At 34.2% G+C, this 18,252-nt stretch carries 19 protein-coding genes and 3 pseudogenes; 8 read left to right on the top strand and 14 right to left on the bottom strand.

The genetic code is table 11. The features are described from left to right. Positions 1–182: pseudogene (locus tag Q4496_RS17345) on the bottom strand (transposase); the annotation flags it as partial. Between the two features lie 560 nt (positions 183–742). Here Q4496_RS17345 and Q4496_RS17340 point away from each other — a divergent pair. Together Q4496_RS17340 and Q4496_RS17335 are read left to right on the top strand one after the other, a co-directional pair. Beyond that, positions 743–1,003 (top strand): AlpA family transcriptional regulator, encoded by a 261-nt coding sequence (locus tag Q4496_RS17340; RefSeq protein ID WP_303610923.1) that lies wholly within the window; start codon positions 743–745, stop codon positions 1,001–1,003. Between the two features lie 8 nt (positions 1,004–1,011). Beyond that, entirely contained in the window at positions 1,012–1,764 is a 753-nt protein-coding gene (locus tag Q4496_RS17335) for a hypothetical protein (protein ID WP_303610922.1), read from the top strand. A 1,204-nt stretch (positions 1,765–2,968) separates the two neighbouring features. Here Q4496_RS17335 and Q4496_RS17330 read toward each other — a convergent pair. The 3 genes from Q4496_RS17330 to Q4496_RS17320 all read right to left on the bottom strand — a co-directional run bounded on the left by Q4496_RS17330 (position 2,969) and on the right by Q4496_RS17320 (position 4,731). Further along, a complete protein-coding gene (locus tag Q4496_RS17330) occupies positions 2,969–3,925 on the bottom strand; it encodes a hypothetical protein (protein WP_303610921.1) in 957 nt (318 codons plus the stop codon). A gap of 442 nt (positions 3,926–4,367) precedes the next feature. Continuing rightward, complete coding sequence (locus Q4496_RS17325; RefSeq protein WP_303610920.1) at positions 4,368–4,535, bottom strand: hypothetical protein; 168 nt, start codon at positions 4,533–4,535, stop codon at positions 4,368–4,370. Between the two features lie 22 nt (positions 4,536–4,557). Continuing rightward, on the bottom strand, positions 4,558–4,731 hold the full coding sequence (locus tag Q4496_RS17320; RefSeq protein ID WP_303610919.1) for a hypothetical protein: 174 nt from the start codon (positions 4,729–4,731) through the stop codon (positions 4,558–4,560). A gap of 709 nt (positions 4,732–5,440) precedes the next feature. On the opposite strand from Q4496_RS17320, the pseudogene Q4496_RS17315 reads away from it, so the two are divergent. Further along, positions 5,441–5,704: pseudogene (locus Q4496_RS17315) on the top strand (transposase); the annotation flags it as partial. A 281-nt stretch (positions 5,705–5,985) separates the two neighbouring features. Here Q4496_RS17315 and istB read toward each other — a convergent pair. From istB to Q4496_RS17290, 5 genes and pseudogenes are all read right to left on the bottom strand, one after another. After that, a pseudogene (gene istB / locus Q4496_RS17310) lies at positions 5,986–6,695 on the bottom strand (IS21-like element helper ATPase IstB). Positions 6,696–6,754: 59 nt separating this feature from the next. After that, a complete protein-coding gene (locus Q4496_RS17305; protein WP_303610918.1) occupies positions 6,755–6,892 on the bottom strand; it encodes a hypothetical protein in 138 nt (45 codons plus the stop codon). 845 nt (positions 6,893–7,737) lie between these two features. Next, positions 7,738–8,070 (bottom strand): hypothetical protein, encoded by a 333-nt coding sequence (locus Q4496_RS17300; RefSeq protein WP_303610917.1) that lies wholly within the window; start codon positions 8,068–8,070, stop codon positions 7,738–7,740. Positions 8,071–8,127: 57 nt separating this feature from the next. Further along, complete coding sequence (locus tag Q4496_RS17295; protein WP_303610916.1) at positions 8,128–8,559, bottom strand: hypothetical protein; 432 nt, start codon at positions 8,557–8,559, stop codon at positions 8,128–8,130. A 40-nt stretch (positions 8,560–8,599) separates the two neighbouring features. After that, positions 8,600–8,800, bottom strand: a complete 201-nt coding sequence (locus Q4496_RS17290; protein WP_303610915.1) for a hypothetical protein — start codon at positions 8,798–8,800, stop codon at positions 8,600–8,602. 260 nt (positions 8,801–9,060) lie between these two features. Here Q4496_RS17290 and Q4496_RS17285 point away from each other — a divergent pair. Then, a protein-coding gene (locus Q4496_RS17285) for an IS3 family transposase (RefSeq protein ID WP_303610914.1) occupies positions 9,061–10,249 on the top strand; the annotation gives its coding sequence in 2 pieces (ribosomal slippage) (positions 9,061–9,329 and positions 9,328–10,249; 1,191 coding nt in all). A gap of 359 nt (positions 10,250–10,608) precedes the next feature. Here the strand turns inward: Q4496_RS17285 and Q4496_RS17280 are convergent. Continuing rightward, a complete protein-coding gene (locus Q4496_RS17280) occupies positions 10,609–11,400 on the bottom strand; it encodes a tyrosine-type recombinase/integrase (RefSeq protein ID WP_303610913.1) in 792 nt (263 codons plus the stop codon). 405 nt (positions 11,401–11,805) lie between these two features. Here Q4496_RS17280 and mobC point away from each other — a divergent pair, with 405 nt between their 5' ends. From mobC to Q4496_RS17260, 4 genes are all read left to right on the top strand, one after another. After that, positions 11,806–12,135 carry a plasmid mobilization relaxosome protein MobC gene (mobC, locus tag Q4496_RS17275; RefSeq protein WP_303610912.1) on the top strand — a complete coding sequence of 110 codons (330 nt, stop codon included), beginning with the start codon at positions 11,806–11,808 and terminating at the stop codon, positions 12,133–12,135. Positions 12,136–12,138: 3 nt separating this feature from the next. Beyond that, the gene (locus tag Q4496_RS17270) at positions 12,139–12,597 is read left to right on the top strand and encodes a hypothetical protein (protein WP_303610911.1); all 459 of its coding nucleotides are present in this window, start codon (positions 12,139–12,141) and stop codon (positions 12,595–12,597) included. 22 nt (positions 12,598–12,619) lie between these two features. Beyond that, on the top strand, positions 12,620–14,245 hold the full coding sequence (locus Q4496_RS17265; RefSeq protein WP_303610910.1) for a relaxase/mobilization nuclease domain-containing protein: 1,626 nt from the start codon (positions 12,620–12,622) through the stop codon (positions 14,243–14,245). A 74-nt stretch (positions 14,246–14,319) separates the two neighbouring features. Continuing rightward, positions 14,320–14,625, top strand: a complete 306-nt coding sequence (locus tag Q4496_RS17260) for a hypothetical protein (RefSeq protein WP_303610909.1) — start codon at positions 14,320–14,322, stop codon at positions 14,623–14,625. 208 nt (positions 14,626–14,833) lie between these two features. Here the strand turns inward: Q4496_RS17260 and Q4496_RS17255 are convergent, their stop codons facing one another. The 4 genes from Q4496_RS17255 to Q4496_RS17240 form a co-directional block, all read right to left on the bottom strand. Next, positions 14,834–15,319 (bottom strand): hypothetical protein, encoded by a 486-nt coding sequence (locus Q4496_RS17255; protein WP_303610908.1) that lies wholly within the window; start codon positions 15,317–15,319, stop codon positions 14,834–14,836. A 116-nt stretch (positions 15,320–15,435) separates the two neighbouring features. Further along, positions 15,436–16,251, bottom strand: a complete 816-nt coding sequence (locus tag Q4496_RS17250; RefSeq protein ID WP_303610907.1) for a hypothetical protein — start codon at positions 16,249–16,251, stop codon at positions 15,436–15,438. 270 nt (positions 16,252–16,521) lie between these two features. After that, positions 16,522–17,550, bottom strand: a complete 1,029-nt coding sequence (locus Q4496_RS17245) for a GTP pyrophosphokinase family protein (protein WP_303610906.1) — start codon at positions 17,548–17,550, stop codon at positions 16,522–16,524. A gap of 119 nt (positions 17,551–17,669) precedes the next feature. After that, positions 17,670–17,882 carry a hypothetical protein gene (locus tag Q4496_RS17240; protein WP_303610905.1) on the bottom strand — a complete coding sequence of 71 codons (213 nt, stop codon included), beginning with the start codon at positions 17,880–17,882 and terminating at the stop codon, positions 17,670–17,672. Positions 17,883–18,252: the final 370 nt, after the last annotated feature.

Genomic DNA, 18,252 nt, shown 5'->3' with positions numbered 1-18,252 from the left:
TCAATGGCAAACACCTGCGTTAGGCTAAGTAATTTATCCTCTACCCAACCTCGCCTGTGGTCAAAATTTTTCCCTGTATTTTTATCTTCACCGCACAAAAAGGCACGACGAACACAACGAGAAATACAGTGATAATAAGGTGTATCAGCTAAGCTAATAAGTTGTTTTCTGGCAGTTGTCATAAAAGACCTCTCACTTACAGGTTATTTATTAAACTTAGTTGAGAAGTCTGTGTTGTTCAAATTTGAGCGACTGTCCTTGCTAATATCCTAATAGGTTAAGCGACTGTCCTTGCTAATAGGTTACTTAAGTTCGGCTTGATTTCTGGAGAGCGTCCATATATGTCCTTGCTAATAGGTATATATATAACTAAAAGCAAAAAACCCGTTAATCTTTCGATCAACGGGTTTTCTAAACATGGCGGTGAGCGAGGCCGCCAACCAAGACCTATAAATCCATGTATTTATACAACATTAAAAACAATAAACAAAAACGTACCACCTTACATACCACCTTAACTTTAAATAATCTTACTTATTTGGCCAATTTTAAAATATTTTTAGTTTTTTTTAAATATTTATAAAGCTACTTTATCAACACCTTACAAATATAAATATACGTATATATTATATGTCACATACACTAAACCATTGATTTTAAAGGTATTACTAGACGCTCCCATTAAAGTATCGTATGATTCCTTCTGAAATCTGAAATCGTCAAATTTTAAAAGGTGTCAAAAATGAAAAAAATTTCAAATGTAAAAGTAAAATTTATAAAAAAGAAAGATGTTGTTGAAATGACAACTTTTTCAAAATCAACGATCGAACGTAAAATAGCAAACGGTTTGATGCCGCCGCCGTTTAAAAGCTCTTCATTGGGAAGAGGAGTAGTCTTTTTTGAACATGAAATTCAAGAGATTATGTTAGAAATCGGAAAAGGAAGTGAAGACAGTAAGATCAAAAACTTAGTATCTTCGCTAGTAAAAGAAAGACAACAATAAAAAATCTAATGAAAAAAACACGTCTTTTTGTATCAATGATAATTGTGCAACGCTACAACTCAGGTGCAGCGTGGGTTTTTGCGCACGTAGCATATAATATTGTAGTCAATAGTGGTTTTGACACTAAAAAATGTTGGCCAAGCAATGTTAAAAATTTCTGTGGAATTGGCGTTGATTCATACAAAAAATATTTAAAAACTTTTGTCGATGATAAAATATTGATTAAAAGAGAAAGTATTTATACATTTAATTCTGAAGAAATTGTCTTTCGCGACGTCTTCGCTTCATATTATAAAACATTTAAAAAATTACAGATTGACAACTCAATCTCAGCGTTGATCGAAGTCAATCCTCACTCAACAGATGCAGAAAAAATGAAAGGAAAAGGCGCTTTTCATCAAAGGTTAGTTGTGACGATTGAGGCATATGTGTTGAATATAGTAGCTCAATCAGTCGCGTTTAAAAAAAGTATGACAAAATTTACAGCTTACAGCTTCAAGTGGCTTTCAATCGAATTTGGATGCGACTGGAGAACGATAAGAGCAGTCATCAAAACAATTTCATCGATTCGTTTAACATTTGATTTGAAACACAAAAAAAATGAAAAAGGATTTACACTGAATTTGAGAAAAAAATATTTAATGAAAATAGCAGATCAAATACAAATTTTTGATTTGAAAGTTGAGCGATATAAAAAGAAAAATAAAGAATTATTGAACAATCACACAAACAGTCATATCAAAAAATCGGCACGTTCTTAAGCATAGTACATCGTAACATCAATTAAAATTTTAAAGCTAAATCTTACGCGCTGAGCTCCCTCTGCGCGTTTTTTTATGGGCGTCATTAAAAATTTAGACAATCTTTTATAAATAAAACAAAAAAATGTATTTATTAAGAGTGCATGTCTATTTTATTATGCGTACTTTCATCAAAAATCAACAGAATATTAAAAGTTATACACATTTTACGTTGATAAAATAAGAAACAACAAATATAAGTGATATACGTGAAAATACAAGTTAGAAATAGACAAATATACGTAAATTAGTAGTCAAATATAAGCAACAATAGAGTTATGTAAAGAAAAAAAGAAAATATATAGTTTAAGATCAAAAAAAAGATTAAAAAATTAATGTCTCGCTTTTTATACTCGCTACGCTCGTTAGCGAGAGCTAAAAAACATGGCTCATATATAGCAGCCACGGCAGTCACATACATTTTTTTAAACGAACGTGTTTCAACCCCATTTTTTTTAAGTGAAGTTTGGCAAGATGAAGGGAATTTTTAAAAAAATAAAGTAGAAACAATTAATAAAGTGGTGAAGTAACACCTTTCATCAGCCCGTTATTTTATGCAGTGCTGCAACTTAAGAAACTCCTCTCACATCGCAAGCTAATCGAAATACGATTAAACAAAGATTTTTATCGCTTCGCTGCATGCTTCGCATAAAAAACGAGCAACTTTCTCTGTGAGCATTTTTTTTAAATGGCTGAGGGTACAGCCATTTTCAATCAGATTTTACATAGAACTCGATTTCATTTTTTAGAAATTCGACGCCACGTGAAATCTGATAAAAAAAAGCAAATAAAACACAAAAAAAAGAACTGTAAAAATCGTGCCACCTTAACAAATAAATACATAAGCATCTGTTTTTATTGGTGTTTTAAATTAACTTTATTTTTTGTTATAAGAATCGTGGCCCTAATACGAAATAGTAATTAAAAGCCGTGAAATTTACTTACTTGAAGGCCTTCCTTTAAGAGTAAACGTCATCAAATGAATAATTACATTTATTGCGTCATTTTTTGTAGTTCATTAAAAAATATAAGGTTACCTATTTGGTGTAATCAGTAGACTTTTAAATAAGTACTTAATCAATTAGTTATGAAGATAACTATCCTGCCTTATTTGGTGAAGATTGAGATCTAGTGTAGTATTTATAACTTATTGAAGATTAGATGATTAATGAGTCGGTTTATCGGGTAACAGAGGCTTTTCATCATTATGGACAAGGGCTATTTGCTCTAGAATAAGTCTTGGATTTTGAATCAAACCTTTATTATTTTCTAAATAAATTAGCTCGTCTATAGAAAGCAATTGAGACGAAACCTGAGACTGTTGAGTTTCAGGATTTATAAATTTAACCACTAATACACGGCCATTTTGGAGTGCACCTTCAGGAGTATTCTCTAAAGCCTTTAAAAGCTTAGATATTGTATCGGCATTTAAATTATCTACTTCAGCTTGAGGTTTTTCAAATGCTTTCAACTTAGCTGCTTTCTCTGCGTAGGCTTTATATTTTTTAGCGTCCTCTCCTGTTAACTTATAATAAATTTCTTTATACCATGAACCTTTTATATCTGGGCCTATCGCTTCAAAAACAACATTTTCATTTTCTTCAAACAGCAAGTTTTCAATATCAGATTTAGCTGTTACATCTGTAATATAAATTCGTAGGGGTAAAGTTATGCTATTTTCAATTTCATGTTGTTGTAACCCAAAACATGATAGATAGTTTTGGTGTGCCATTTTAAGTTCTAACTTAACTTTTCCATCAGCAAGCTTTTGTACTTCAGATTTTAGTTCTGCAACAGTTATTTTTGTGACTTGAAAAGTTTGCCTTAAATCACGAACAATCCTCTGAAGCTCTTTATTACTCAATTCGACTTGTTGAATTTTCCTGTTAATTTCAAAATCAGTTACTTTTAGATCTTTATTTTTAGCTTCATCTCTTGCAGTTCGCGTCACCCCTCTTGCAGTTGGCTGCTGTCCTATTACTTTATGAGATGGCGAATACATTTTTCCAATTATACGTTGGCCACTGCCCACCATAACAGCTTCAAATTCTACCAAATGTTTATTCTTCTGGGTGCGATCTTTACGTTTAGAAGTCGCCTTATATACAGGTTTATTACTCATTGTTAACTTAGTCCTTTAATCAGTTAAGTTCATTATTAAATACTATTTGGTTCAAGTTTAAAATCAAAATTGCACATTAACTTATCATGAAAAACCAACATCTACATAAAACTCTAAATAGCCAAAGATCATATTAAGTTCATGCCTGCATAGTCGGAGCAGAAGTCATAAGGGAATCCTTAATGCTAACAGCCGCCATATGCATGGGAGCTGCCGTTAGTGAGGTAAGCTCAAACGTCAGCAACGCGCACAAAGTGATCATATTTATCAGTGGCAGAGTTGAATGATATTAACTGGCACTTATGATGTAATTGGGTGGCACAACTGATGTAATTGTCCATTTATACGCAAAAATACGTTTCTAGTTAAATTGTCTTTCATAATCCAACATCTTGTTTTAATACTGAAAAACCCCAATTAAGGGGCTGTTTGATTTATTCAACTATGCTTTATTGTTTGATGCAGCAATATTATTGTTGGATGCAGCAAGTAAAAAAGCAGAAACCAATTCTGGATTTTTTTGTGCGTAACCCTCTTCAAAAAGAGTGTCTATAGATTTAACTGCTTGATGTAACATTGCATCTGTTTCATGGGCTATTTCGTTATTCATATTTATCTCCGTCTTTCCAACATTAAAAGTTATCTACTTTGGTTTTTATTATATCTGTTTTTACTTTAGTTAATACTTGTCCAGCGGTTAGGTTTTGTAAAAACAAATCACGCCAAATTGCCATACTTTCCCAATTGGCTAAGCCCTCACTTTCAGCTAACAAACGTACTTGATTAAACCATCTTAAATACTTCACTTTGATTTCCCTATACAAACTACTCTGTACATCCAAATCTGGAAATACTCTGGAAACCTACACTTTATCTAGTCTAGAAGGCTTTTCCAGAAAAAGTGAAAAATCGCAAAGAAATGGTAATTTTTAATGGTCTGGAAAACGGTTTTCCAGAATTGGTACTTTCCATTCATTAGAATTGCAGATTGATATGAGCTATGAACGAGAAATCATCCACTCAGAAAATTTTTGTTTACATTTGTAGGCTTCTCCCATAGCCATGAAATCAACCCTATCGGTCGTTTATGCCTGTTCATTAGAAATTTATCAATTTGTTATTTATTTGATATAGAAAGATAAGGGATATTTTGCTATTAATATGGATAAGATTAAATCGGCCCAATGCTCGTTAGACAAATGACCCGTTGGGGCGATAGTAAAAGTTTATATGGCAAAGGAGTATGCATCAGTTGAAGAAAGCCTGCTTGGAGTGACAACGAGTATTTTGGAAACTCACACTCAAATAATTATGTAACAAACCGCTCTATTTTCGATGATGTTGACTCGTAGGTCACATCCAATCTGAAATTAGCAATCTACATTACATTTTGTATTAGATTTATGGTGTGCTTAAAAAACGAGCTTTTAATGTCCCCAGAGAGAGTGTAACTAATTTTGTGTAACTGCCTATCATAATTTACTCTATCAAGAGTTTAAGGATTAGGCGATGAACATGAATAAAGAAGAACTCGAAGCGTTTGCTAAAGAAGCAGCTAAAAGCATTAAAACACCTGACGATTTAAATCAATTTAGCCAGATGTTAAAAAAAATAACTGTCGAAACGGCACTTAATGCAGAAATGGATGAGCATTTAGGCTATCAAAAACACAGTAAGTCCAAGAACACCAATAGCCGAAATGGTAAAACAAGCAAGCACATCAAAACGGAAGATGGTGAGTTTGATACGCCCCGTGACCGTGAAGGCTCTTTTGAGCCAGATGGTTTCTATTTTAGATCGTTATTATCTATACTAACAAATAAGTGATATTTGGACTTCCCATAGTTTAATTTTTTCAATGACATCTTTGTAATAGTAAGCTGAGCCATGACCAAGGTTAGCTTCTTCCTCAACTGCAATTGCACTTAAACCTCGTTTGGCATCAATACGTACTGTATCGCCAGAAAGTATTCTGTCAATTGCGTATTCTCATGACTTTGATCACCGATTCTCATCAGCTTTGATCACTTGATTTATCATTTTGTAGAGCCGTTTTTAAATTAGCTTAACTGATCATCATCAGTCAGTTTATTTAACTGTTTTCGTATCTCGATTCTCCTTTTAAGTTCAACTTAATCGAACCATGAATTAGTCTATCTAAAATGGCGTCAGCATGGGTTGATTCTCCGATCATCTCATGCCAGTTTTCCTGTGGGAGCTGGCTTATAATTATGTGTGATTTATACCCATACCGCGCATCGATTAATTCGAGTAAGTCACCTCGTTGCTGTGCACTCAGTGGTTCAAGCCCCCAGTCGTCTAAAATCAGTAGATCATACTTTATTAGCTTCGCCAGTAATTTCCGGTAACTGCCATCTGCTTGTGCTAGAAACAGGCTTTCAAGTAGTTCCTTCAATCGAATATAGTAAACACTTTTTCCTTGCAAACAGTGTTCATGCCCTAAGGCACATGCGAGGTAGGTTTTTCCACAGCCTGTTGCGCCGGTGATTAAGATATTTTGGTGTAAGTTTAGCAAGCTATTTTGGCTTAAGTTACGTATCTGTGCTTTTTCTATATTACGTGTCGGCGAGTAAATCAGTTGATTTTACTGAGCTGGTAAGCGGAATTTAGCATGTCGCACGAGCCGGTCGATTTTTCTTTGCTCACGCGTGTCAATTTCATGTGTTAGCAATAAACTGATACGCTCTATAAAGCTTTACTCTTGGTATAAGTTAGGCTGCTCAAGCTACTGTTTTAATGCGTTTTTTATGCCTGATGACTTGAGTAGTTGAAGTTGCTAGTTAATGGTGTCTACCATGTTTTCATTCCTTAATGGTAGTAATCTGTACCACGTATGTTGCTATGTGTAACTGGCTTTTCTGGCTCTGTTTGCTGTGTGGGTAACGGTTGTTGATCCAACCCTTTTTTCAGCATCTGCTTAATTGATTTGAGTGTTGTCGTATTCATCACGATTGCGCGATAACACGCTTGCTCAAGCCGCTATTTTGAATAGGTTTTAGCTAAACTTAACACCCCTAAACAGGCACGATAAGCGTGCTCGGGGGGACGTCGTCCACTGAGCTGTAACTCAACAATTTGGTGGGTATACTCCCCGATACTTAATGCCCATGAGCGTAAATTTATCGGTGACTGCTCATGCTGTTTTTGATGCCCCAGAGGCATATGGTGAGATTGTGTTGTATGCCCGCCTAAACGATGTGAGCGAGGGGGCTGTGCGATTAAGGTGCCGTCATGATAAAGCTGTACTAGCTGATTTGATTATGAAAAGGTTTATAACTTATTGTTTAATTAGCCTGCGTTTGCAGATTTTGATGGATATCTGACAGTTTAGCATCTTGCAGACAAGGTAAGTTCTTGAAGACAGCCTTGAGCAGAGACAGTCGACAAGCATCGATGGCGTAATTGAAATCCGAGGCTTTTGCAAGCTTAATTAGGTGCTTTTCTGAGGTATAGAGCTTTTGATTGATTTGAAATTTGGTTAACCTGCATGTGAACTCTGTTTTTAGTCATTTTTATTAGCGTAACTATTTGATCATTAATAGAATTAAACTTCAAGTTTTCTTAAGAACCAACCGATGAGGAGCTATTTAGTTATGGTGGAGCTTTTAAAAAGGATTTTAAGTTGCATTATTTTTTGAGCCTGAAAGCTAAAGATAAAAATATGTGATTTTAGTAGGCTTCTTGAATAATCAAATTATTTCCTTATTTTGTAACTGAGTCTATCAGAAAATTAAAGAATAAACTTCACTCTTATTTATACATAAGAGTGAAGTTTATTTTTACGGTTAAGATTAATTTGGTATCCAAATAATGATACATTTTCCATTTGAATCACAGTTCATTTGTTGGCGGCCACCGCTTCCTCCAGTTCCACTTACTACCTCTACCCCCCATCTGTTAGCTGCGGCAATATACTCTTCGATTGCAGCATTTCCACCAGTAGAAAAGTTTCTCTCTCCAGAGGTTTCATATCCTTGTTTGGTTAAGGGGATATCATTATTGTCAATATCACGAGCTGAAATTAAATTTAATTCTAGACCTCCGTTCCCATCAATTCCAGATAATGAAAATTTAGCCGTAGAGCCATCAGCAAAATATACATCTAGAGTAAGCGTTATATTCACCAATTTACCAGCAAACCCGACAGCAGCGGCTACATAATTAGCTGTTTTCGTTCTAAATTATTGATTATTATTATAATAATCTGTAACGTTGTTCTTAACATAACTAGCATTAATTAGTTGATATGCACTACCAGCAACATTACTGGGTATAATCTGGTTTGAGCTCACATGCTCAGCAACTGCAGAATATGAAGCAGCTAATGCATTAAAGCTTTGTTGAGTATTAGCATCAACAGAATTTTCAATTGCTGTTGCGATTCCATAACCACCAGGCTCGTATTCAACATAAACATCATATGCTTTAATTTGATTACTAGCCATATTAAAGCTATAGACTGAACTTCGAGATGAACCTTTTTTTAGAGCTTCACTTTCTGCTGCATTACTGTATGAAATAGATGAATTACAGCCTGTGCAATTTGAAAATTGCGCGGCCTTTACATTGCTTATACAGCATATTAGTACTAAAACGTAAAATATATTTTTCACTGTTTATCTTCCTTAAATAATTGAGATCCAAACTTATGGTTTATTGTTTTAGATTATCTTTTAAAGCTATAACAGCGATAAAAATTAACCCAATAGGCGGAATCATTGCAGTTAAAAAACCAACGATTCCAGTTAATACAGGCGAGGTTGTTTTTTTTCTTCCCAATAAATAACTCAATACTCCAATAATTATTGCAAACACAAATAAAAACTGGCCTACAAATACAGAATCTAACTCCATTATATTTTCCTTATACATTAAAAACACAATCAATGTAATTAAATAGTTTTTAATTTGCATTTTTGTTGCGTTATTGTTTGTTGTGAGGGTGGTTTGCTCTCGCAGTGTTACTTTAAGGTTAAATTATAAGTTTGTGAAGTAAAATTTTAGCTATAAATCTCTTCAGGTTATTTCTCGCCACGTAAGAATGAAGTGGCATAGTTAATTTGGCCACCTACTTAGAGGTGTTATTATGCATCTCATAACGATAGGTGATACCAATGACAAAACCCAAAAAAACAAATTTCAGCCCAGAATTTAGATTAGAAACAGCACAGTTAGTTGTCGATAACGGTTACTCACATGAGGACGCAGCCAAAGCCATGGGAGTTGGCTATTCCACGATAGGAAAATGGGTCAAACAGCTTCGAGAAGAACGCAAAGGAATAAAACCTAAAGCAACACCAATGACCGCTGAACAAATTGAAATACGTGAACTAAAAAAGCGAATAGCACGCATTGAATTGGAAAAAGATATTTTAAAAAGGCTACAGCTCTGTTGATGTCAGACTCCCTGAACAATACTTTTTAATTGAGAAAATCAATCAGAGCAATAAACTAAAATACCCGATCCAAATCTTATGCGATGTGTTTGGTATTCATCGCAGCAGTTATAAATATTGGATCGCCAAGGATAATAATTTAAGCTCGTCGGAAATAAAATTAAGAGCAGATGTTAAGCGACTTCATGCTCTTAGTGGCGGCTCAGCCGGTGCTAGAAGCATAGCTGACATGATAGCCAATGAGGGATATCCATTAAGTCGTTATCGAGCAGGAAGTTTAATGAATGAGCTAGGTTTAGTGAGTTGCCAAGTCCCTAAGCATAAATATAAAAAGGCGAATAAAGATCATGTAGCCATCCCAAACAGACTCAAACGTCAATTCGCTGTTGTTGACCCCGACACTTATTGGTGTGGAGATGTGACGTACATTTGGACGGGTAATCGTTGGTCGTATCTTGCGGTCGTTCTTGATTTATTTTCTAGAAAGATTATTGGCTGGGCACTATCAACTTCACCCGATAGTGAATTAACCATGCAAGCCCTAATGATGGCTTATGAAAGTAGAGGTCAGCCTAAAGGGGTGACATTTCATTCAGATCAAGGAACGCATTACACCAGCAGGAAATTTAGACAACGGCTTTGGCGTTATCAAATAACACAGAGTATGAGTCGTCGAGGAAACTGCTGGGATAATGCACCGATGGAGCGATTTTTTAGAAGTTTGAAAACTGAATGGATACCAACAATAGGATATAAGAATTTTAATGAAGCTAAGCATGCGATCATTAATTACATCATGGATTATTATAATGAGATCAGGCCACATACGTACAACGGTGGAATAAGTCCAAATGAATCAGAACAAAGATACAGGTTAAGCTACAAAACTGTGGCCAATTTTACTTGACCACTTCAGTCCAAGAGAGTCCATGGCTTTTTAAAAAGCGCAAATATCGACTTATGGCACGAACGTTTGAATTGATGTTTTTCGCGCGCTTAACGTTAACGAGGTGATTCATCCAAAGGTTTATTGGCATGACGTATTCACCATCTTCATAAAAGGTAGGAAAGCCTTTTAGCTGAATGCTTGATTTTGTTTTGCAAAAAGGAGTTTGGATCTAAGTTCTTCTAGGTCGACCATAGAATACTCTTTGTGTTCACCGCATACCGGGCATGACTCTGGTACATTCTCACCCTCATAGTAATTTTTGTTGTGATCACACTTCATACAGTGCGTACCCCAAATTGGTTCTTGTTCGTTTATCATTAATCCTTTACTCCTAATGGTGGAACTGTTTTATATAAATTGTTTAGTGCATCGGTTAACCGTTGTGGGTTGGGGATAATATAAGTATCTGTCATATCATCACTAACATGCCCGATAGCCATTTGTATTACATCGTATGGCACACCCATATCACTTAAAAAGCTGCTTGTGCTTTTACGCCCTGAGTGACTACTACCACGTTTAAAGCCACATTTTTTAAATAATTCTCTAATATAGTTTTCCATACTTGAGCAAACCATAGTTTCTTTAATTTTACCGTCAATGGTTGTGTATTTTTTAGGATGAAACGCAAGACTAACCCACTTCAAACCCTTTTGACCTTTAAATGATAAGAACAAAGGACTATCGCCACTCAAACCGCCATAACTACCATCATTTGATAAGAAAGCCTTATCTTGTATTCGCTTATCTCGCCATGCTAATAACGCTTTGCGTTGCTGCTTAAGAACCAAAGCACAATCACGGCTTTGTCCACCTTTTGCATAATCTTTTTTCACTCTAAAAATGGCTTTGAATTCACCGCTTTTATAGAAAACGTCTTTAACTCGCAAGTAACAAGTTTCAGTAATTCGAGTAAGTGAACCGAACAAAAACCAGATTAAGGCTACGTTCCTTTCGGCACACTCGCCACGATTAGCGTTAGCTAAAATATGTTTTAACTGAGCTTTATCTCTAATTTTACCTGCACCTTTAGCGCTACTTTCAATTCGCTTAACAGCTTCTGAAACAGGTCTTTTTCTAACTGGTTTATGTCCAACTTCAAACGACATAACACACCTTTATTACCACGAATTCCAATATGGTATAATATTTAAGCACTGAAATCTACAAGTACTGTTAACTGGGGCCATAGTGGAATAACCGAATTTGCAGTAAGGAATATATGAAATTTAAGTATGATATTTTAATACTTACTATGACACTTATTACTCAGTATGAAACTTTATTACTCCTCAAATAGCCCTCTTATACGTAACATATAATATATACATACAAATCAACAGGTTAGGCTCGTTTACTTCTTTCTATTCAAAAAAATACGTGCTAACTTAAAATAGTAAATAGAAACAAACAAGCAAGCATAAGCCTGTGTCCACAAAACTTCGTTTTGCGGACACAGGCTGCTTGAAAGGGGTTCCCCCTTCACCCCCTAAAAAAAGACAAAAAAAAATAAAATGAAAGAGAAGCGCGAAAAAATTATAAAAGTGCGAGTGAATAAAGACGAGTTCAGCGAATTTAAAAAACGCACAAATTCAAATTTGAGCGCGTTTATTCGTCAACTCGTTTTACAACAAAAAGTTGTAAAACATGTACCTCGCTGTGATCCAAGTTTAATTTTTGAAGTTGCAAAAATCGGAGCAAATATAAATCAAATCGCGCGAGTTTTAAATTATTCAAAAAAATCAGAAATTTATTTTGACGTTTTGAAATGCACAATCGAATTACAAAACATTGATAATAAATTAAAAATAATAATTGAAAATCAACAAAAAAATGAGGAATAAAAAATGAGTATTGAAAAAATGGCGGTCGCTGAAATCGCGAATAAAAAAAGTAAATTCGCGATGTTTGTTCTACATATCGACCCATTTTTTATAGAAATGATTATAAAAAATAGAAAATATGATTTTGACTTAAAAAAATTGATTGAATATTTTATTAAATATAAAAAAGAAACATCGATGAAACAAGAAGAAAAAGAAGCAATTGAAGAATACGAAAGAAAAATGCAAGAAGATGAAAGCAATCCTTATGTCTCGTTCACTTCGACACTAATAAAATGGCTGCTTCTAAATGATCTCGCTTTTTATTTTTTCGTCGATTCTCACAAAAAAAATAAAAGTTTAATCGAATTAGCTACTAAATATTATACGCCAAATCAAATACCTTTTTTATTAACTGCATTTGAATCCACAATAAATAAAGAAAATACAGAAAATACAACTAAAGCTCATAATGTTAGTTAAGTTTTTTCGTCATGGGACAGGCGTGAGCGGCGGAATTGATTATCTTTTAAATAATAAAGATTCGAGCGGCCAAATACGAAGCGTTGCACCGATCGTGCAGCGAGGTGATGCTGATTTAACAAAAGCTGTTATTGACTCTATTACAAATAAAAATCGCTACACGAGCGGCGTTCTAAGTTTTGAAGAAAGCGATATTAAACAAGATGTTATTAATAATATAATTGAAGATTTTGAGAAAACAATTTTTTGCGGATTTGAAAAAAATCGTTATAACTCGTTATGGATCGAGCACAACGACAAAAATAGAAAAGAATTACATTTTGTTTTTACAAATATCGATTTAAAAAGTGAAAAATCATTCACTCCGTATCTTCACAAAATAGACAAAAAACGCGTCGATTATTTTAAACAACTAACTAATCAAAAAAATAATTTTTCATCGCCTGACTCGGCATATCGTGCACAATTAACACAATCAAATGCCAGTTTGCCACGCGATAAAAAAGAACTGTTAGTGGCCATCGACGAACATTTTTCACAAATGTTCGTCGATGGCCACTTAAAAAATGGGCGTGATGATGTCATCAAAGAATTACAAAAACTTAATTACGAAGTAAAACGAAAATCTGAAAATTTCATTACAATTCAAGTCGATAGTAGTGATTCTGCATCAAAAGATCGGTTGAGACTGAAAGGAAAGTTTTATGAACAACATTTCAAAAATGACCAGCATTTTGAAACAACAAACACAAAAACAGAAGGATTTAGTCGAGAACGAAACTCAAATTATTTTGAAAGAATTCAACGAGAATTTGAACAATCAATTGATAAAAGAGCTGCAAAAAACCTCAAAAAATATGGCGCAAACGACAGAGAAATTCAGCCAAATTCAATTACAAAATTTGAAACAAACGAATCAAATATTGAACGACGAATTGAAAAAAATGGCGACAACACAAAAAAAAGTACAAACATTGACAAAAATAAATTGGACGAGAACGCTAGTGCAAACATTCGTAATTCTATTCGTATTAATGATTTCATCGAGCGCCCTAATGAAGTACTTGTCAACAACAATCCAACAAAAACTCGAGCAACAAAAACAGTTGAAATACGAAATAGTAATGCAACAACAAACATTACAAAAAATCATGAAAAAAACACACGGCATAACATTCTACAACGACCAAAACGGCCAGTTTTTGATATTCCCCCTAGATACAAAAATATCAAAAACAACAACAAAAAAGGGCGAGTTAGCTTTAAAAATAAATTAAAAAAAATAGGAAAAATATCCCATGGACAAATCAGTGATTTCAACATCAAAATCGCAAAAGCCGAACAACAAGCAAGAATTGCAATCGATTTTATTATCTCAATTACAAAAAACTTCAGAAATTTCAGAAAAACGCGAAAAGCAATTAAAGAACGATATCAATATCTTAAAAATACAGCTAGATCAATTTCAAGCACAACAAAACGAACTAATATCGAATCAACAAACACTAAATCAAGCGCTCAAAAGATTGACATTATCGCAACAAAACAAACAAGAACAACAAAATCAATTAGAGAGAAAATTGGATCAATTGATCGAATTATTGAACTAAAAATAGAAAAAACAACCTACAACAACGCACAATTTTAAAGAGGTAACATTAATTGTAAAACTAACATAATCAAAACTGTAAGCCACCATATCTTATAAAAGAGAGATACCTTATGAATGAAGTAATATTAAAATTGAACTCATTAATAGAACGCTTTGAGTACAAAAACAACGTGATTTTATTTGATGAGAAGAGAATTAACACTATGAGCCAGGAGCAACAAAAAGTTATTTATTACTTAAATTACAGTGTCGATCCTTTCAATTTACACCCCATGCAAATTTTAAATGATGTTATGCCGCAGCTTGAGCTGCTTGATGATGAGAATGTTGAGAAACAATTTTTTTACTCGTTGATAGAAAATATAATCAACATATACAGTATTGATCGCGCGTCAAATGTGAGTGTAAGTCCTTAGCATTTTAATTTGTAATACCTCAAACTTGGCCTCACGCTTACTTAACTCCGACAGACACAGACTGCAATAAGCTCAAAGTCCCCTCTGCCATGTTTTCTCTGTATGAGCACTTTTGCCACATTGCGGACATTAGCTGTTAGTCGTCAAGAATTGATTCGGATTAGGTTTTGTATTGATAACTAACCATAGTCTCTTGTTAGGCATTTACTTAACCTACACATTTACTAACTACTGAAATAGATAAAGCTATAATGACAAAAGACCACATTGACCATAAGGGCCAATCAGCTTTTTCAGTCATTGCTTTGGCAAATAAAGAAAAACTAGCAAGCACTGAAACTACCAAATGTGCTGGTGCCCAATACTCCTTTATTATTGAAAAAGAGCCATGCTGGTAAAGTAACCCAAACAATAAAACAGCACTAAGAGACGCAAAAATGAAGTAGCCGCCACCAAGCATAAAATAGCGTTCTTTGTCTTTTATTTCAGCTTGATCAAGTATGTAATCGCATAGTAGTGCAACTCCAATAATAGATAAGACTCCAATTGCTGTAAAAATGCATATTTTAATATAAGGAAGGTTTTCCGCTAATCCTAAACCACTATAAGCTACTGTCGATATTGTTGCTAAAAACCCAGCCATTGATATGGAGTATTCTTGCTCCTTCAGACTGCTGATTATTTCGTGTGCCAAATTGACTCCTGAATGCCTACCGCCCATTTAAGGGGCTGATAATAGTTTGCTAAAATTGTGCAGCGAAGCGGAACCGAGCAAACTGTTAGCAGTCCTGCTTTAAATACTTGTTAGTGCTACACTTTCTGATCTACAGTTAATCTCTCTGCATTACTTCCCAGCTTTGCCCCTGAACGATCATAACTAATAAATGGAAATGCAGATTTCCCTTTAAGGCCTTTAATCTCTGTTTCAACTACATTAGACATTTCTTTTTCTATGGCCGAATGCACTTTAAACATTTCTTCATTTGTTTCTTTGATAGTTTTTTCAAGTGCTTCCATTGCACTACCAAGCATAGGTAATTTGGATAACTCACTCCACATGTAATTTTTGAGGAAAGAAACTAAAAATTCCCAAGCGCTATTAAGTGAAAAGTAAGAGCCATTTCTATTTTGTTTCAAAGTTGCGAGGACTTTACCAAGGGCGGTAATCATTGTAAGACTATCTATTTCACCGCTTGATTCAATTTCTTCGAGAATTTTAATTATTTCATCAAATAATTCAGGGATTCTGCTTTCTGATTTGTAATGTTCATAAATAGAATCAAAATCAAACGCTTTTTCTTCTGCGTTCTCAAATGCCCACTTGTGCTGCTTAATATTTGCAACATTATCTATTAGATGATTTATGAGATGTTGTTGATTCCAAGCCTTAGTTACATAGTGATGTAAGCCTTGAACTAAACTCGGTAGCCAAGCGGGACTATCTTGTTTTGATATAGCTGATTGTAAGTCTCTCGCTTTTTTCAAAGCATCTTCAGCTTTTGCTACTTTATTTGGCGCGTTTTCACCAACAAGAGCCTGAACCAATTGATCTAAAGATAGAATTACTTCTTTATGCTTTTCAGTTACGAAACGCATAAAAACTAGAACACTTTCATTCGAACTCAACGATATTCTCCTGTAGCACTAACGAGGCTGTAGAATAACTCCAACAGCCAAATTTGATAAAAAAACGAGTTCCTTAAATCAATTCTAAGCGCTTTTTAGACGTTAGCTAATGCATTTGGAACCCCTGAAATCCGCCTTTTTTTCTAAAAAAGAGAAATTCTACAACCTCAACGCCTCACTAAGAGGCAAATAATGGTTGGCTAAAATAGACGACGAAGGAGTAAATAGCCAACTGTTATTTGTCCTTTTGAGTGACTTGTTAAGTTCACTTTATTGCGGATTTTCTTCAGACCATTCACTAAACTTTTTTCTTTGAGAATCATATAATGCTCTCTCATATTTAGTTTTGTCTGATTGATATAAAACATGTCTTAGTTCCGTGTAAGGGTTAAAAGCATGTTTTCTTGTAGGAGTTTCATCAATTGAATTTTTATATTTTTCAATATATGAGAAATTATTATCAATAATTGACTTAAATTCACTTGGGGTTACATCACCATAACTTAATATTTCAGAAACAAAACCATCTACTTTATACGAGTGGAAATCATATCCATCAAATAGTTCGTCAACAATGGCTAGAAATGAAAACACATTAAGCGCTTCATTTTCAGAAGGTGTGGCTGTTTTTGCTTTTTGTTTTTCATCTTCAGCTGCTTTTATAGTTTTTTCGCGAATACTATAAAATTCTCTATCGGCAAGTTCAAAAAGAGCTGCTAAAGTATTGATCCTTCTTTTAAGGGGTAAAGGAATTGATTTTTTATATTTTATTTTGTGGTCTAAGACACTCCAAGCATCTTGAATTATTGTCCTAATTTGTACTTCGAAACGAAATTCTGCATACCTTGAATATTCACGCATTGTATTTCTTGGAGTTTTAAGCTTGAGATCTACATGCAACCCCTTATAACCAAAAGATGATTCTTTACTTTCGATATCTTTGATCTTATCGGTTATTTCAATTACTTCAAACTCTTCAGCTAGTACATCTTTTATTTTCTGCACATCTGACTCATAAAGAGATATAACCCTAAGACCAATAAGATCTGTGATGTGATTTTTTATTTCATATTCTTCTTGAGCTTCTTCAAGAGCTGATTGGTATTTAAGTGCAAATTTTTTAATTGACTCATCGCGATCTTTTACTCGCCCAGTAACCGCAGAAATCGCATATTCATCTGCAAGAATCGAATTAATAATCGCTATAAAAGCACCTTTAGCTGCTTCTAGCGTTTCATGTTTTTCATTATAAAATTCGCGAAAATTATTTTTTTCATCTTCAAAGTTCAATGATGACATCCATACTCCTTTGTGAACTTAACGCCTCATTCAGAGGCTAAAAATTGTTGGCCAAAATGGCGAGGCACGAGCAACGGCCAGCTGTTTTTAGTCCTTTGCAATGACTTGTTATGTAACGCTTACTGAGTGTTTGCAAAATTATTGGTTGGTTGCTTCTTAGGGACAAGTAAAATATACGCTAGCCATGCGAACCAAGCTACGAATACATACGCTAAAACCCAAAGTGCTTTCGTGCCACCTGATGTTCTCTTTGATTTTAATAACATGACTAAAGGGATTAACCAAAAAAGCCCAATAACTAAAACCAAAATTATACCTATAAAACCTTCCATATTAACTTAACTCTCCTAGTTACATAACAGCTTACTATGTATACGGCTCAGTAATATCCGTTTCATAATTCTTATTTAATTCGCAATAATATCTCATAACTTCAACGGATTAGAAACAATAAAAATACAATATAAATCGAAGTACCGATATTACTAAGCCGGCTCAGTAACATCTGTACTTTATAAAAACTACAAATCAACGTAAATTCAGATAGATAGGCAGTTATATTGAGTGATGTTTGCCATTTTTAATATATTACTGAGCCGGCTCAGTAATATATTTTTATAAAGATGTTTAATTATGTCTCCATCTCCTTTTTTAGAAAGCATACGTCATATTATTCGTACGATGCACTACAGCATACAAACT

Origin of the sequence: Colwellia sp. 5_MG-2023, from assembly GCF_030547795.1 — a bacterium.
Taxonomy (GTDB): domain Bacteria; phylum Pseudomonadota; class Gammaproteobacteria; order Enterobacterales; family Alteromonadaceae; genus Colwellia.
This window is presented reverse-complemented; position numbering and strand designations above follow the sequence as displayed.

Coding starts and splice junctions, on each gene's coding strand:
- Q4496_RS17280 (WP_303610913.1), bottom strand. CDS start 11,400: ATGTCGTTTGAAGTTGGACATAAACCAGTTAGAAAAAGACCTGTTTCA.
- Q4496_RS17290 (WP_303610915.1), bottom strand. CDS start 8,800: ATGGAGTTAGATTCTGTATTTGTAGGCCAGTTTTTATTTGTGTTTGCA.
- mobC (WP_303610912.1), top strand. CDS start 11,806: ATGAAAGAGAAGCGCGAAAAAATTATAAAAGTGCGAGTGAATAAAGAC.
- Q4496_RS17305 (WP_303610918.1), bottom strand. CDS start 6,892: ATGAATACGACAACACTCAAATCAATTAAGCAGATGCTGAAAAAAGGG.
- Q4496_RS17325 (WP_303610920.1), bottom strand. CDS start 4,535: ATGAATAACGAAATAGCCCATGAAACAGATGCAATGTTACATCAAGCA.
- Q4496_RS17340 (WP_303610923.1), top strand. CDS start 743: ATGAAAAAAATTTCAAATGTAAAAGTAAAATTTATAAAAAAGAAAGAT.
- Q4496_RS17335 (WP_303610922.1), top strand. CDS start 1,012: ATGAAAAAAACACGTCTTTTTGTATCAATGATAATTGTGCAACGCTAC.
- Q4496_RS17245 (WP_303610906.1), bottom strand. CDS start 17,550: ATGTCATCATTGAACTTTGAAGATGAAAAAAATAATTTTCGCGAATTT.
- Q4496_RS17270 (WP_303610911.1), top strand. CDS start 12,139: ATGAGTATTGAAAAAATGGCGGTCGCTGAAATCGCGAATAAAAAAAGT.
- Q4496_RS17260 (WP_303610909.1), top strand. CDS start 14,320: ATGAATGAAGTAATATTAAAATTGAACTCATTAATAGAACGCTTTGAG.
- Q4496_RS17330 (WP_303610921.1), bottom strand. CDS start 3,925: ATGAGTAATAAACCTGTATATAAGGCGACTTCTAAACGTAAAGATCGC.
- Q4496_RS17240 (WP_303610905.1), bottom strand. CDS start 17,882: ATGGAAGGTTTTATAGGTATAATTTTGGTTTTAGTTATTGGGCTTTTT.